This window comes from Pseudomonas sp. P42 (assembly GCF_017973755.1).
Classification (GTDB): domain Bacteria; phylum Pseudomonadota; class Gammaproteobacteria; order Pseudomonadales; family Pseudomonadaceae; genus Aquipseudomonas; species Aquipseudomonas iridis.
In genome coordinates this window covers 743,407-756,001 of record NZ_JACOPU010000003.1, presented here as the reverse complement: position 1 = coordinate 756,001, position 12,595 = coordinate 743,407, and the positions used below count along the sequence as shown (strand labels likewise).

The following is a 12,595-nucleotide window of genomic DNA, read 5'->3' as shown; positions in this document are numbered from 1 at the left end:
GGCCATGAGCGCTGTCATCGATGACCACGGTCACGCCGACCACGCCCACGGCCCGGCCAAAGGCCTGATGCGCTGGGTGCTGACCACCAACCACAAGGACATCGGCACGCTGTACCTGTGGTTTGCGTTCTGCATGTTCCTGCTCGGCGGCTCGTTCGCCATGGTGATCCGCGCCGAGCTGTTCCAGCCCGGTTTGCAGATCGTCGAACCGGCGTTCTTCAACCAGATGACCACCATGCATGGTTTGGTGATGGTGTTCGGTGCGGTGATGCCGGCGTTCGTCGGCCTCGCCAACTGGATGATCCCGTTGATGATCGGCGCGCCGGACATGGCCCTGCCGCGCATGAACAACTTCAGCTTCTGGCTGCTGCCAGCGGCGTTCCTGCTGCTGGTTTCAACCCTGTTCAGCCCCGGTGGCGGGCCGAACTTCGGCTGGACGTTCTACGCGCCGTTATCGACGACTTACGCACCTGAAAGCGTGACGTTCTTCATCTTTGCCATTCACCTGATGGGGATCAGCTCGATCATGGGCGCGATCAACGTGGTCGCGACCATCCTCAACCTGCGCGCCCCCGGCATGACGTTGATGAAAATGCCGCTGTTCGTCTGGACCTGGCTGATCACCGCGTTTCTGCTGATCGCGGTGATGCCGGTGCTGGCCGGGTGCGTGACGATGATGCTGATGGACATCCATTTCGGCACCAGTTTCTTCAGTGCCGCCGGTGGCGGTGACCCGGTGTTGTTCCAGCATGTGTTCTGGTTCTTCGGCCACCCCGAGGTGTACATCATGATCCTGCCGGCGTTCGGCGCCGTCAGCTCGATCATCCCGACGTTCTCGCGCAAACCGCTGTTCGGCTACACCTCGATGGTCTACGCCACGGCGAGCATCGCGTTCCTGTCGTTTATCGTCTGGGCGCACCACATGTTTGTGGTCGGTATTCCGTTGGTGGGCGAGCTGTTTTTCATGTACGCCACGCTACTGATCGCCGTGCCCACCGGGGTCAAGGTGTTCAACTGGGCGAGCACCATGTGGCAAGGCTCGCTGACCTTCGAAACGCCGATGCTGTTCGCCGTGGCGTTCGTCATCCTGTTCTCCATTGGCGGGTTCTCCGGGCTGATGCTGGCTATCGCCCCGGCAGACTTCCAGTATCAGGACACCTACTTCGTGGTGGCGCATTTCCACTACGTGCTGGTGCCGGGGGCGATCTTCGGGATCTTCGCCTCGGCCTACTACTGGCTGCCGAAGTGGACCGGGCACATGTACGACGAGACCCTCGGCAAGCTGCATTTCTGGTTGTCATTCATCGGGATGAACATGGCCTTCTTCCCGATGCACTTTGTCGGTCTTGCGGGAATGCCGCGACGGATTCCGGACTACAACCTGCAATTCGCCGACTTCAACATGGTCTCCTCGATCGGCGCGTTCATGTTCGGCGCCACGCAGATCTTCTTCCTGTTCATCGTCATCAAGACCATTCGCGGCGGCCCGCCAGCACCGGCCAAACCGTGGGATGGCGCCGAAGGCTTGGAGTGGAGCGTGCCGTCGCCGGCGCCGTATCACACCTTCACTACGCCGCCGGAAGTGAAATGAACACAGAACTCCCTGTGGGAGCGAGCCTGCTCGCGAAGAACGATGACGCGGTTCATCTGATGCACCGAGTTGTCTGCTTCGCGAGCAGGCTCGCTCCCACAAGGGATCTGATGAGAGGCATGAACCATGGCTGACTCGATCTCGCTGAAAAAACTCGTCACCCGCCTGCTCGGTGTGGTGGTCGCGATGTTCATTTTCGGTTTTGCCCTGGTGCCGATCTACGACGTGATGTGCAAAGCCTTCGGCATCAACGGCAAGACCGGCGGCCAGTACGAGGGTGAGCAGGTGATTGATACCTCGCGCCAGGTGCGCGTGCAGTTTCTGTCGACCAACACTGCCGACATGCCATGGGATTTCTATCCCAAGCACGATGAACTCACGGCCAACCCCGGCGCAGTCAACGAGATGATCTTCATCGCCCGCAACCCCACCGACAAACCGATGAGTGCGCAAGCCGTACCGAGCATCGCGCCGAGTAATGCCGCCGCATATTTCCACAAGACCGAGTGCTTTTGCTTTACCCAGCAGGTGCTGCAGCCCGGGCAACAGATCGAAATGCCGGTGCGTTTCATTGTTGACCGCGACATGCCCAAGGAAGTGAAGCACCTGACGCTGTCCTACACGCTGTTCGATATCACCGCCCGACATCCACCGGTGGCTGTAAACACTGGCGGTTAGCGTGCCCGATAAGGAGAACAATAAATGGCAACTCATGAGCACTATTACGTTCCGGCCCAGAGCAAGTGGCCGATCATCGCCACGATCGGGATGTTGGTCACCGTGTACGGTCTGGCCGTCTGGTTCAACGACCTGAAGGCAGCACGCCCGGAATCCCACGGCCCGCTGATCTTTTTCGTCGGTGGCCTGCTGGTGGCGTACATGCTGTTCGGCTGGTTCGGCACGGTGATCAAGGAAAGCCGCGCGGGGCTATACAGCGCGCAGCTGGACCGCTCGTTCCGCTGGGGCATGAGTTGGTTCATCTTCTCCGAAGTGATGTTCTTCGTCGCTTTCTTCGGTGCGCTGTTCTACGTGCGGCACATTTCCGGCCCGGCACTCGGAGGTGAAGGCCCCAAAGGGGTCGCGCACATGCTTTGGCCAAACTTTCAGTTCACCTGGCCGCTGCTGAACACGCCGGACCCGAAACTGTTCCCGCCGGCCAAGGACGTCATCAGTCCGTGGGGCTTGCCGCTGATCAACACGATTCTGCTGGTCAGCTCAAGCGTGACCATCACCATCGCCCACCATGCGCTGAAGAAAGGCCATCGCGGCGCGCTGAAAATCTGGCTGGCGATCACCGTGCTGCTGGGCTGTGCGTTCCTTGGCTTCCAGGCCGAAGAATACATTCACGCTTATAAGGAGCTGGGCCTGACCCTGGGTTCGGGCATCTACGGCGCGACGTTCTTCATGCTCACCGGTTTCCACGGCGCCCACGTGACCATCGGCACGATCATTCTGTTTGTGATGCTGATGCGGATCATGAAGGGCCACTTCGACAACGAGCATCAGTTCGGCTTTGAAGCGGCGAGCTGGTATTGGCACTTCGTCGACGTGGTGTGGATCGGCTTGTTCATCTTCGTTTATGTGCTTTAACAACAGCTGCAAGCTCCAAGCTTGCAGCTCAAAGCTAGAAGCTTGCAGCTACCACGTCACGTGGGACACCAGTTGGCCGCTGTAGAAACCCCAGGCAATCAGGCCGACGGTTCCAGCGGCCAATGCCACCCGAACACTCAAGGCGATGACCAGTCGATTCGAGCTGCTGTCGTCCTTGACCAGGAAAAACAGGCCGCTGAACAGGCTGATCACCGTGGCAATCAGCATCAGGACGATAGCTGTTTTGAGCATGGGAAGACTCCGGGGGACAGGCGATGCAGTTGAGTATAGCGATCGCGACGACTGACTTTGTGGCGCAAGCATGAAGCGCTTTCGCCCGGGTGTGATTCCGACCGTGGTGGTGGCGTTGTTGCTGCCGCTGCTGGTGTCACTGGGTTTCTGGCAACTGGGCCGTGGCGCGGAGAAAACCGCCCTGCTCACCACTTATACCGAACGCCGCGCCGCCGAGCCGATGGCCAGCAGCGAATTATTGGCCAGCGCCGACCCGGCCTATCGCCGCGTGCATCTGCAGGGCCAGTTCGATGGGGCCCACAGCCTGTTACTCGATAACCGCCAGCGTGACGGCAAAGTCGGCGTCGAAGTACTGCAACCGTTTCAGGAACAGCGCAGCGGTCTGTGGCTGCTGGTCAATCGCGGCTGGCTGCCGTGGCCGGATCGCCGCGTACCGCCACAATTCAGCACGCCAACCGAATCGCTGAATATCGACGCCTGGGTTTACGTCGCCCCCGGCGCGACTTTCCAGTTGCACGCCGACCCGGTCAGCCAGACCTGGCCGCAAACCATCACCGCCGTCGAGCCGGCCAAGCTGTGGAAAACCCTCGAACGCGACGGCTACGCCTATGAATTACGCGCCGAACCCGGCCCGGCCAGCTATCAAGCCGATTGGCCGGTGGTCGCGATGGGCCCGGAAAAACACCTCGGTTACGCCGTGCAGTGGTTCGCCATGAGCATTGCACTGCTCGGTCTCTACCTCTATCTCGGCTGGCACAACGCCAAGGAGAAACACCATGGGAACGGCCATGAATCCACCCAGCATGTCTGAAGCCAAAGTCCCGGTCAGTCGCCGACGCGGACGCATGCAACTGTTGCTGATCGTGCTCGGTGTAGTCGGCCCGATGCTTCTCGCGACCGGCATGTACAAATTGCAGTTCTGGGTGCCGGAAGGTCGCAGCTATCACGGTGAACTGCTCGGCAACGGCCAGACCCGCACCGACCTCGGCGTGCAAGCCGATGAACAACGCTGGCAGATGCTGGTGACCGCGCCCAAGGACTGCTCGGTGGATTGCCAGCAATTGGTGTATCTGGCGCGGCAGATACAGATCGGCCTCGGTCGTGAGGCCGGGCGCGCCACCCATGCCCTCGCCGCCGCGCAGCCGTTGAGCAGCGACTACGACGCCAAACTGACCCGCGAATACCCGCAGCTGCAACGCTATCCGCTGGATGCTGCGACATTCGGCAAGACAACTGGGGACAACGCGACGCCGCAGCTGTGGATCATCGATCCGCACGGCAACCTCGTGCTGCGCTACGGCCCGAACGTAAAGGGTAAGGATCTGCTCAACGACCTGCGCCACCTGCTGAAACTGTCGAACATCGGATAAGGGCATCGTCATGGCCAAACCTGGATTTCGCCTCGCGCTGTTTGCCACCCTGCTGGCACTGATTGTGGTGCTGCTCGGCGCCTACACACGCCTGACCCACGCCGGCCTCGGTTGCCCGGACTGGCCGGGTTGCTACGGATTTATCAGCGTGCCGAAAAGCGAAGCCCAACTGGCCCATGCAGAACTGCATTACCCCGAGGCGCCGGTCGAAGCACACAAGGGCTGGAACGAGATGATCCACCGCTACTTCGCTGGCGCCCTCGGCCTGATCATCTCAGTGCTGGCCGGCCGCGCGTGGGTCAATCGGCGTCATCCGGGCCTGCCATTGAAACTGCCACTGTTCTTGCTGGCGGTGGTCATCGCACAAGCCGCGTTCGGCATGTGGACAGTGACGCTCAAGCTCTGGCCACAAGTGGTCACCGGGCATTTGCTCGGTGGTTTCGCGACGTTGAGTCTGTTGTTTTTGCTGACCCTGAGATTGTCCGGTGTGCTGCCGGCGCTGACCGTGCCAAAGCGTTTGCAGTACTGGGCGACGGCCGGACTGTTGCTGGTGATCGGCCAGATCGCCCTCGGTGGCTGGGTCAGTTCCAACTACGCGGCGGTGGCCTGCATCGACTTCCCGACGTGCCATGGCGAATGGCTGCCAGCCGCTGATTTCGCCAATGGCTTTCATCTGACCCAACATATCGGCCCGAATTACCTGGGCGGACAACTCGACAGCGACGCACGCACGGCGATTCATCTGACCCATCGCATCGGCGCGCTGCTGGTAACGCTGGTGCTGCTCGGTCTGGCCTGGCAACTGAAAGTGGTTGGCATGACCCGACTGGCCGGCCTGGTGCTCATCGCCCTCGCCGCGCAAATCACCCTAGGCATCAGCAACGTGGTGTTCCATCTGCCGCTGCCAATCGCCGTCGCCCACAACGCGGGCGGCGCAGCACTGTTGTTGTCGATGGTGCTGGTCAATTATCACGCGCGCACCAGCCTGGTTCGGGTCAAGCAGCCGCTGATTGCGCGGTGGCGCTTGAGCCCGCGTAAACACTCGGCGGCGCCCATCACAATAAAAGGAGAAACGCCGTGGCGATTCTGATTGGCGAACGTCCCGCGCAGGCGTTGTGGCGCGATTATCTGGAGCTGACCAAACCGAAAGTGGTGGTGCTGATGCTCATCACCTCGCTGGTCGGCATGTTTCTCGCGACCCGCGCCGGGGTGCCGTGGACGGTGCTGGTGTTCGGCAACCTGGGGATTGCGCTGTGTGCCGGCGGCGCGGCGGCGGTCAATCATGTGGTGGATCGACGCATCGACGCGCTGATGGCGCGCACCCACAAACGGCCGTTGGCCGAGGGCCGGGTGTCACCTGCCGCCGCGCTGACGTTTGCGCTGGTATTGGCGCTGCTGGGGCAGGCGTTGTTGCTGACCTTCACCAATCCGCTGACGGCGTGGCTGACGCTCGCTTCGTTGCTTGGTTACGCGGTGGTTTACACCGGTTTTCTCAAACGCGCGACGCCGCAGAACATCGTCATCGGCGGTCTGGCCGGCGCCGCGCCGCCGCTGCTCGGCTGGACCGCCGCCACTGGCCATGTCAGCGCCGAACCGTTGCTGTTGGTGCTGATCATCTTCGCCTGGACCCCGCCGCACTTCTGGGCGCTGGCGATCCATCGCAAAGAGGAATACGCCAAGGCCGATATCCCGATGCTGCCGGTCACCCACGGCGAGCACTACACCAAAGTGCACATTCTGCTGTACACCTTTGCGCTGCTGGCCGTGAGCCTACTGCCTTATGTGATCCACATGAGCGGCATGCTCTACCTCATTTGCGCCCTCGCCCTGGGCGTGAGGTTTCTGCAATGGGCCGTGGTGCTGTACCGTGGCACTCGGCCGCACGCGGCGATCAACACCTTCAAGTACTCTATTTATTACTTGTTCCTGTTGTTCATCGCCCTGCTCGTAGACCACTACTTACTGTTGAACCTATGACTCGAACCCAGAAAACCGTTTTCATCCTCGTCGCCGTGGTCGCGTTGATCCTCGGCCTTACCGTCAACAAAGTGCTGAGCGGCAAGGGCCAGGGCGACCCGACTGCGCTGATCGACGCCGGCATCATCCTGCTGCCGCAGAGCCGCAATCTGCCGGACGTGACGATGACCGATCAGGACGGCAAACCGGTCGCGATCAATGAACTCAAAGGCAAGTGGAGTCTGCTGTTTTTCGGCTACACCTTCTGCCCGGACATCTGCCCGACCACCCTCGCGCAACTGCGCCAGATCAAAAGTGAACTGCCGAAGGACGCTGTGGACAAGTTGCAGATCGTACTGGTCAGCGTCGACCCCAACCGCGATAACCCGAAGCAGCTGAAACAGTATCTGGGCTATTTCGATCCGCAATTCATCGGCCTGACGCCGACCTCGATCGAAGAACTGCAGAAAGTCGCCAACGCGGTGAGTATTCCGTTTATTCCAGCGGACACCAGCAAGCCCAATTACACGGTGGATCACAGCGGCAATCTGGCGGTAATCGGGCCGGACGGCACCCAGCGCGGATTTATTCGGGCGCCGCTGAACAACGCCAAACTGGTGGCGCAGTTGCCGGTGATGCTTAACCGCAAATAACACGTCACTGCCCCCTGTGGGAGCGAGCCTGCTCGCGAAGAGGTCGGCAGAGTCAACATCTACATTGCCTGACACACCGCTTTCGCGAGCAGGCTCGCTCCCACAAGGGACTGTGTTTTCGGGCACAAAAAAGGGGACGCACATGGCGTCCCCTTTTCGTTGCAGCAATCTGAATCAGAACGCCGGCAACACCGCACCCTTGTACTTCTCGGTAATGAATTGCTTCACCTCCGGACTGTGCAGGGCAGCGGCCAGTTTCTTCATCGCGTCGCTGTCCTTGTTGTCCGCACGGGACACGAGGATGTTCACGTAAGGCGAGTCGTTACCTTCAATCACCAGCGCATCCTTGGACGGATCGAGCTTGGCTTCCAGCGCGTAGTTGGTGTTGATCAGCGCCAGATCGACCTGAGTCAGCACACGCGGGATGGTCGCGGCTTCCAGTTCGCGGAACTTCAGGTCTTTCGGGTTTTGCGCGATGTCTTTGATGGTCGACAGGATGTTGGTCGGGTCCTTCAAAGTAATCACGCCAGCCTTGGCCAGCAGCAACAGCGCACGGCCGCCGTTGGTGGCGTCGTTCGGGATGACCACGTTGGCGCCGCTTGGCAATTCTTCGATCTTCTTGATCTTGCTCGAGTACGCGCCCAGTGGTTCCAGGTGTACGCCGGTCACGGCAACCAGGCTGGTGCCCTTGGCCTTGTTGAACTCATCGAGGTACGGCTGGTGCTGGAAGAAGTTGGCGTCCAGACGCTTTTCGGCAACCTGTACGTTCGGCTGAATGTAGTCGGTGAAGACCTTGACCTTCAGATCCACGCCTTCTTTGGCCAGTGCAGGCTTCACGAACTCGAGGATTTCAGCGTGCGGCACCGGGCTGGCGGCAACGGTCAGGGTTTCGGCGTGGGCCGAGAATGCCGCAACGGCAGCGAAAGCAGCGATCAGTTTTTTCATTCAGCTAACTCCTTATGAGGCGCCCGTCTGGCGCCTGCCAGCGAATGGCCGGCTCATCTCTTGATTACAAAAACCGGTTATTTGCGCGAGAAATGCACGACCAGTCGGTCGCCCACCATTTGCAACACTTGCACCAGGATCAGCAGCAACACCACGGTGACGATCATCACGTCGGTCTGGAAACGCTGGTAGCCGAAACGGATCGCCAGGTCGCCCAGGCCACCGGCACCCACCACACCGGCCATCGCCGTGTAGGAAACCAGTGTAATCGCTGTCACGGTAATCGCTGCGAAGATGCCCGGACGGGCCTCTGGCAGCAACGCGTTGACGATGATCTGCCGAGTGGTCGCGCCCATCGACTGCGTCGCCTCAATGATGCCGCGATCGACTTCACGCAGCGCGGTTTCCACCAGACGCGCGAAGAACGGCGTGGCACCCACCACCAGCGGCGGAATCGCACCGGCCACGCCCAGCGAGGTGCCGGTGATCAGCACGGTGAACGGGATCATCACGATCAGCAGAATGATGAACGGCAGGGAGCGCAGGATGTTCACCGCCAGCGACATGAACGCGTAGACACCGCGGTTTTCCAGCAACTGACGCGGGCTGCACAAAAACAGCAGCACACCCAGCGGCAGACCGAGCAGCACGGTGAACAGCAGCGAACCGCCGAGCATCAGCATCGTGTCGCCGGTGGCCAGCCAGATTTCGTACCAGTCGATATTGGCGAAAAAGCTCATAAAGGCTTCCATTAACGCAGGACCTCCATGTGAACGTCAGCGGCGGTGAAGCGGGCGAACGCCGCTTCCATGTCGCCACCGGTGACGGCGAGGGTCAATTGCCCGTACGGAACGTCTTTGATGCGATCAATACGACCGGCCAGGATGCTGTAGTCGACACCGGTCTCGCGGGCGACGGTACCGAGCAACGGCGCGTAGGTCGCTTCGCCCTGGAAAGTCAGACGCACGATACGGCCCGGCACGTGAGCGAAGTCATCGCGCTGTTCGCTTTCGTCGATCTGCTCGCTTTCCTGCACGAAACGCTTGGTGGTCGGGTGCTGCGGATGCAGGAACACATCGGCTACCGAACCTTGCTCGACGATCACGCCGGCATCCATCACACCGACCTGATCGCACACACGGCGGATGACGTCCATCTCGTGGGTGATCAGTACGATGGTCAGTTTCAGCTCGCGATTGATCTCGGCCAGCAGTTGCAGGACCGAGGCCGTGGTCTGCGGGTCGAGAGCGCTGGTGGCTTCGTCGCACAGCAAAATCTTGGGCTTGGTCGCCAAAGCGCGGGCGATGCCGACACGCTGCTTCTGGCCACCGGACAACTGCGCCGGGTACTTCCTGGCGTGGTCGGAAAGACCGACCCGCGCCAGCAACTCGGCCACACGTTTGTCGATTTCGCTGCTCGACAACTCGCCGGCCAAGGTCAGCGGCAACGCAACGTTGTCGGCGACAGTCTTGGACGCGAGCAGGTTGAAGTGCTGGAAGATCATCCCGACTTGCTGGCGGAAACGGCGCAGGCCGTTGGCGTCCAGCGCGGTGACTTCTTCGCCGTCGACGAAGATCTTGCCGCCACTGGATTCTTCCAGGCGATTGATCAGACGCAGCAGGGTACTTTTTCCCGCGCCGGAATGGCCGATCAGACCGAAGACCTGACCGTTCTCAATCGAGAGACTGGTCGGGTGCAGGGCGGGGATGTCCTTACCGGCGACGCGGTAAGTCTTGTGGACGTTTTGAAACTCGATCACGTAGCGAACCTTGTGGGGCGCGTTAGAAAAGGATCAGCGGTTAGCCGGGCGCGCATTTTAGCCTGTCCGTATAGAGGTTCTTAGCATTTATTTCGCATTTAACCTTCGAATTGGCAATAAGAAGATCAAAGGTCATAAAAAAGGAACGCCCGTTCCTCGTCATCGGTCACTACTTAAGCGACTTGAAAGCCTGGGTGCCGTGCCCGGGAACCACTCAAGAGTCCTCGGCACAGTCCCGGGGGTCAAACGAGGAGTTTACGTCTGATGAGTACCAAGAAACCTGCCCCTGCAAAAAGTGAAATGGCCGGAACCGATACCCCGGATCGCGCCAACACCAACGCCAAGCTCGACAGTCTGGAGACCTTTCGCTCCGACGCCACCGGCCAGGCACTGCGCACCAACCAAGGCGTGAAGGTTGCCGACAACCAGAACACCCTCAAGGTCGGTGAGCGCGGGCCGTCGCTGCTGGAAGATTTCATCATGCGTGAAAAAATCACGCATTTTGACCATGAACGTATCCCGGAGCGTATCGTCCACGCCCGCGGCACCGGGGCCCATGGTTTTTTTCAAGCCTATGAAAATCATGCCGCGCTGACCAAAGCCGGATTCCTACAGGATCCAGGGAAGAAAACCCCGGTGTTCGTCCGCTTTTCCACGGTGCAAGGGCCACGCGGTTCCGGCGACACCGTGCGTGACGTGCGCGGGTTTGCCGTGAAGTTCTTCACCGACGAGGGCAACTTCGACCTGGTCGGCAACAACATGCCGGTGTTTTTCATTCAGGACGCGATCAAGTTCCCTGATTTCGTCCACGCGGTAAAACCTGAACCGCACAACGAAATCCCTACCGGTGGCTCGGCTCACGACACCTTCTGGGACTTCGTGTCGCTGGTGCCGGAGTCGGCGCACATGGTCATCTGGGCGATGTCCGACCGGGCGATCCCGAAGAGCCTGCGCAGCATGCAGGGCTTTGGCGTGCACACCTTCCGCCTGATCAATGCCGAGGGCAAATCGCGCTTCGTCAAATTCCACTGGCGCCCAACTGCGGGGACTTGCTCGCTGGTGTGGGACGAAGCGCAGAAGCTCGCCGGTAAAGACACCGACTATCACCGTCGCGATCTCTGGGAAGCCATCGAGATGGGCGACTACCCGGAATGGGAATTGGGCGTGCAGATCATCGAGGAGGAAAACGAGCACGATTTCGACTTCGACATCCTCGACCCGACCAAGCTGATCCCGGAAGAAATCGTGCCGATCACGCCGCTGGGCAAAATGACCCTCAACCGCAACCCGGACAACTTCTTCGCCGAGACCGAGCAGGTTGCGTTCTGCCCTGGCCACATTGTTCCGGGTATCGACTTCTCCAACGATCCGCTGCTGCAAGGTCGACTATTTTCCTACACCGATACGCAAATCAGCCGACTCGGTGGGCCGAACTTTCATGAGCTGCCAATCAACCGCCCGGTGGCGCCGTTCCACAACGGTCAGCGCGATGCTCAGCACCGCACAACCATCGACAAGGGGCGCGCCTCTTACGAGCCGAATTCGATTGACGGCGGTTGGCCGAAAGAAACGCCACCGGCCGCGCAGGACGGTGGTTTCGAGAGCTATCCGGAACGCATCGACGCCGCCAAGATCCGTCAGCGCAGCCAGTCGTTCAGCGATCACTTCTCGCAGGCAACCTTGTTCTTCAACAGCATGAGCGAGCATGAGAAGGAACACATCATTGCCGCTTACAGCTTCGAGCTGGGCAAGGTTGAGCGCGAGTTCATCCGTGCACGGGAAGTGAACGAAATTCTGGCGAACATCGATCTGGAACTGGCCAAGCGCGTGGCAGAAAATCTCGGTTTGCCGGCCCCCACCAAAGGCACGGTCGAAGCGCGCAAAACGTCTTTCGATCATTCACCGGCGCTGAGCCAGGCCAATCTGTTGCCAGAAAACATCAAGACGCGAAAAGTCGCGATTCTTGCTGCCAACGGCGTCGATGGTGCAGCGATTGATGCAATGAAGAAAGCACTGGCCGCTGAAGGTGCGCACGCTAAATTGCTCGGCCCGACCTCGGCGCCGGTAAAAACCGCCGATGGCAAAAGCCTGCCGGTGGATGCATCGATGGAAGGCATGCCTTCCGTGATCTTCGATGCGGTGTTCGTGCCAGGTGGCGCGGCGTCGATCAAAGCGTTGAGCGGTGACGGCGTGGCGTTGCATTACGTGCTGGAGGCGTACAAGCACCTGAAGGCGATTGCCTTGCACGGTGAAGCCAAGCAATTGCTGGATGTGCTGAAGCTGGAAGCAGATGCAGGGTTGCTCGAGGGTAAGGATGTCGGGGCGTTGACCAAACCGTTCTTTGCCGCGATCGGGCAGCATCGGGTTTGGGCTCGGGAGCCTAAGGCGAAAGCCGTTCCGGCGTAAAAGCAAAAGATCGCAGCCTTCGGCAGCTCCTACATGGGTTCACATTCGCCCTGTAGGAGCTGCCGGAGGCTGC

At 60.2% G+C, this 12,595-nt stretch carries 13 protein-coding genes; 9 read left to right on the top strand and 4 right to left on the bottom strand.

Going from position 1 to position 12,595, the window contains the following annotated elements:
- Window positions 1-4 precede the first annotated feature (4 nt).
- From ctaD to H8B20_RS12830, 3 genes are all read left to right on the top strand, one after another.
- Window positions 5-1,591, top strand: coding sequence for a cytochrome c oxidase subunit I (gene ctaD, locus H8B20_RS12840; RefSeq protein ID WP_095190262.1), 1,587 nt, complete (start codon window positions 5-7; stop codon window positions 1,589-1,591).
- A gap of 126 nt (window positions 1,592-1,717) precedes the next feature.
- Window positions 1,718-2,269: a cytochrome c oxidase assembly protein gene (locus tag H8B20_RS12835; protein ID WP_210623328.1), complete on the top strand. Its 552-nt coding sequence runs from the start codon at window positions 1,718-1,720 to the stop codon at window positions 2,267-2,269.
- Between the two features lie 24 nt (window positions 2,270-2,293).
- Window positions 2,294-3,181: a cytochrome c oxidase subunit 3 gene (locus H8B20_RS12830; protein WP_042556972.1), complete on the top strand. Its 888-nt coding sequence runs from the start codon at window positions 2,294-2,296 to the stop codon at window positions 3,179-3,181.
- A 48-nt stretch (window positions 3,182-3,229) separates the two neighbouring features.
- Here H8B20_RS12830 and H8B20_RS12825 read toward each other — a convergent pair whose 3' ends face one another.
- Window positions 3,230-3,433 (bottom strand): twin transmembrane helix small protein, encoded by a 204-nt coding sequence (locus tag H8B20_RS12825; protein ID WP_047299208.1) that lies wholly within the window; start codon window positions 3,431-3,433, stop codon window positions 3,230-3,232.
- 70 nt (window positions 3,434-3,503) lie between these two features.
- Between H8B20_RS12825 and H8B20_RS12820 the strand changes: the two genes are divergently transcribed.
- From H8B20_RS12820 to H8B20_RS12800, 5 genes are read left to right on the top strand one after another with little or no spacing between them, the layout of a single operon-like run.
- Window positions 3,504-4,244 carry an SURF1 family protein gene (locus H8B20_RS12820; RefSeq protein ID WP_210623327.1) on the top strand — a complete coding sequence of 247 codons (741 nt, stop codon included), beginning with the start codon at window positions 3,504-3,506 and terminating at the stop codon, window positions 4,242-4,244.
- On the top strand, window positions 4,210-4,803 hold the full coding sequence (locus H8B20_RS12815; RefSeq protein WP_210623326.1) for a hypothetical protein: 594 nt from the start codon (window positions 4,210-4,212) through the stop codon (window positions 4,801-4,803). Before H8B20_RS12820 ends, H8B20_RS12815 begins: the two co-directional genes overlap by 35 nt.
- 10 nt (window positions 4,804-4,813) lie before the next feature.
- Window positions 4,814-5,893: a COX15/CtaA family protein gene (locus tag H8B20_RS12810; RefSeq protein ID WP_047299205.1), complete on the top strand. Its 1,080-nt coding sequence runs from the start codon at window positions 4,814-4,816 to the stop codon at window positions 5,891-5,893.
- The gene (cyoE, locus tag H8B20_RS12805) at window positions 5,881-6,780 is read left to right on the top strand and encodes a heme o synthase (RefSeq protein ID WP_210623325.1); all 900 of its coding nucleotides are present in this window, start codon (window positions 5,881-5,883) and stop codon (window positions 6,778-6,780) included. The genes H8B20_RS12810 and cyoE overlap by 13 nt, the downstream gene beginning before the upstream one ends.
- Window positions 6,777-7,412 carry an SCO family protein gene (locus tag H8B20_RS12800; RefSeq protein ID WP_042556966.1) on the top strand — a complete coding sequence of 212 codons (636 nt, stop codon included), beginning with the start codon at window positions 6,777-6,779 and terminating at the stop codon, window positions 7,410-7,412. Before cyoE ends, H8B20_RS12800 begins: the two co-directional genes overlap by 4 nt.
- A gap of 174 nt (window positions 7,413-7,586) precedes the next feature.
- Here H8B20_RS12800 and H8B20_RS12795 read toward each other — a convergent pair whose 3' ends face one another.
- The 3 genes from H8B20_RS12795 to H8B20_RS12785 all read right to left on the bottom strand — a co-directional run bounded on the left by H8B20_RS12795 (window position 7,587) and on the right by H8B20_RS12785 (window position 10,116).
- The gene (locus H8B20_RS12795) at window positions 7,587-8,357 is read right to left on the bottom strand and encodes a MetQ/NlpA family ABC transporter substrate-binding protein (protein WP_210623324.1); all 771 of its coding nucleotides are present in this window, start codon (window positions 8,355-8,357) and stop codon (window positions 7,587-7,589) included.
- 77 nt (window positions 8,358-8,434) lie between these two features.
- On the bottom strand, window positions 8,435-9,109 hold the full coding sequence (locus H8B20_RS12790; RefSeq protein WP_042556964.1) for a methionine ABC transporter permease: 675 nt from the start codon (window positions 9,107-9,109) through the stop codon (window positions 8,435-8,437).
- Window positions 9,109-10,116 (bottom strand): methionine ABC transporter ATP-binding protein, encoded by a 1,008-nt coding sequence (locus H8B20_RS12785; protein ID WP_042556963.1) that lies wholly within the window; start codon window positions 10,114-10,116, stop codon window positions 9,109-9,111. Before H8B20_RS12785 ends, H8B20_RS12790 begins: the two co-directional genes overlap by 1 nt.
- A gap of 264 nt (window positions 10,117-10,380) precedes the next feature.
- On the opposite strand from H8B20_RS12785, the gene katE reads away from it, so the two are divergent.
- Window positions 10,381-12,522, top strand: coding sequence for a catalase HPII (gene katE, locus H8B20_RS12780; RefSeq protein ID WP_042556962.1), 2,142 nt, complete (start codon window positions 10,381-10,383; stop codon window positions 12,520-12,522).
- The last annotated feature ends 73 nt before the right edge of the window (window positions 12,523-12,595 follow it).